This window comes from Arthrobacter sp. JCM 19049 (assembly GCF_001310435.1).
On the sequence record NZ_BAXF01000392.1, the window covers coordinates 1 to 2060 of the forward strand.

The window sequence follows — 2060 nt, forward strand, 5'->3', positions numbered from 1 at the left end:
GCAGGCGCGTCCCCTTTGGTGGGGGACGGCGCCTGCCGGCGGCAAGGAACTGCCGGGTCCGGAACCCGGCCTAGAAGCGGGTCTGCTGGTAGAACCAGTTGATGTGTTCCTCCAGCATGTGCGCGCCCCGTTCCCGGTTGTTGTTGGCAAACGCGCGGTGGATTGCCTTGTGCTGGCGGCGCAGCACCTTCACGATCGGCTGCCAGGTCGCATCGTCCGGGATGGCCGAGGCCACGTAGTCGCTGATCGAGTGGCGCAGGGATTCCATCATCGCCTCCACCACCGAGTTGCCGGCCATCGAGGAGAGCAGCACATGGAACTCGGCGTCAATGCGGTGGAACTCGTCGCGGGAAAGCTGCGGGTCATCCATGCGCATGATCAACACCGCGGTGCGCTCGATCACCTGTTGGGCGTGGATCGGGTCGCGCGGGGTCATCTGCGCCGCCCAGGTCTCCAGCAGGATCCGGGACTCCACGATCTCCCGGACCTGGATGCCCTTGGCCGCCACGTGCAGGCGCAGCGCCTGGGACAGCCCGGCCGAGGGGTTGGAGATGATCACCGCCCCGGAGTTCGGGCCCGAACCGGTGGAGGTGCGCACCACGCCCATCACGTCCAGGATGCGGATTGCGTCGCGCACCGAGGCCCGGGAGATCCCATGGGTTTCGGCCAGCGCCCGCTCCCCGGGCAGCTGATCGCCCAGATTCAGCTTCCCGGTTCGCAGGTCACGCTCAATAGCCTCCAGGACCACCTGGTAGGCACGCGGAGTTGGCTTTGTAGACATCAGAACCCATTTTAGTGTGTTGCGCCGTTGGCCAGGGCCACGGGCCTAGTGCGGCAGCATCCAGCTGAGCACCGGGGTGGACTGCAGGTAGACCAGCACGCACAGCACCAGCAGCATGCCCACCGACCAGCCGGCCACCTTCTTCAGGATCACCGACTCCTGGCCTTCCATCTTCACCGCAGTCGCCGCGATGGCCAGGTTCTGCGGGGAGATCAGCTTGCCGACCACGCCGCCGGAGGTGTTGGCGGCCACCAGCAGGGTCGGGTCGATGCCCGCATTGACCCCGGCGGTCTGCTGCAGCTTGGCGAACAGGGCGTTCGCGCTGGTGTCCGAGCCGGTCACCGCGGTGCCGATCCAGCCAGGATGGGCGAGAGGAAGGCGAACGCGCCACCGGCCCCGGCCATCCAGGTGCCGATGGTGATGGTCTGCCCGGACAGGTTCATCACGTAGGCCAGGCCCAGCACCGAGAGGATGGTCAGCGCCGCGAAGCGCATGTTGTACACGGTGCGCCCGATCTCGGCGATCGCGTTGCCCACGGCGATCGGTACTTGCCCCCGTCATCGAACTTGGAGTACACGATGGCCACGATCAGCCCGGTGATCAGCAGCAGGGTGCCGGGGGTGGAGAGCCAGTTGAAGTTGTAGATCGTCGAGGAGACCGCCTCGCCGTTGCCGTCCACGATGTTCCCGTGCAGCCCCGGCCAGCCGAACTTCACGTCGGTGGCGGCCAGCGCCGCCGGGATGTCCACGCCCAGGCGCCACAGCTTGGCTACACCGAAGATCAGGATCACCAGCACGTAGGGGAACAACGCCATCCAGGTCGCCCCCGGGCGCAGGTTGCGGTTCGCGTCCACCGGCTTGGCCAGCGCCTCGGGGGTGAGGATGCGCTCGCGGGCCTCGTCGGCACCCTTGGGCTTCCACACCTGCAAGAAGAGCACCGCAACGCCCAGGCCCACCAGCGAGGCGACGATGTCGGTCAGTTCATAGGAGAAGTACGTCGCGCACAGCCACTGGGCGATGGCGAAGGAAATGCCGATCACCAGGGTCACCGGAAGGGTCTGGCGCATGCTGCGCCATCCGGCGATGACCAGCACCAGCACGGTGGGGACGAACAGGGCCAGCACCGGGACTGGTGTCCGACGGTGGCGCCGATCTCCGCGGCCGGGATCCCGGTCAGCGCACCGGCGGTGGTGATCGGGATGGCCACGGCGCCAAAGGCCACCGGGGCGGTGTTGGCGATCAGCACGGCGCTGGCCGCACGCAGCGGGGAGAGCCCCAGG

The 2060-nt window shown here is 67.6% G+C and carries 1 protein-coding gene and 1 pseudogene; both read right to left on the reverse strand.

What is annotated here, in order from left to right:
- Positions 1-70: 70 nt before the first annotated feature.
- Positions 71-748, reverse strand: coding sequence for a FadR/GntR family transcriptional regulator (locus JCM19049_RS12560; RefSeq protein WP_279403142.1), 678 nt, complete (start codon positions 746-748; stop codon positions 71-73).
- Between the two features lie 78 nt (positions 749-826).
- Positions 827-2060: pseudogene (locus JCM19049_RS12565) on the reverse strand (L-lactate permease); the annotation flags it as partial.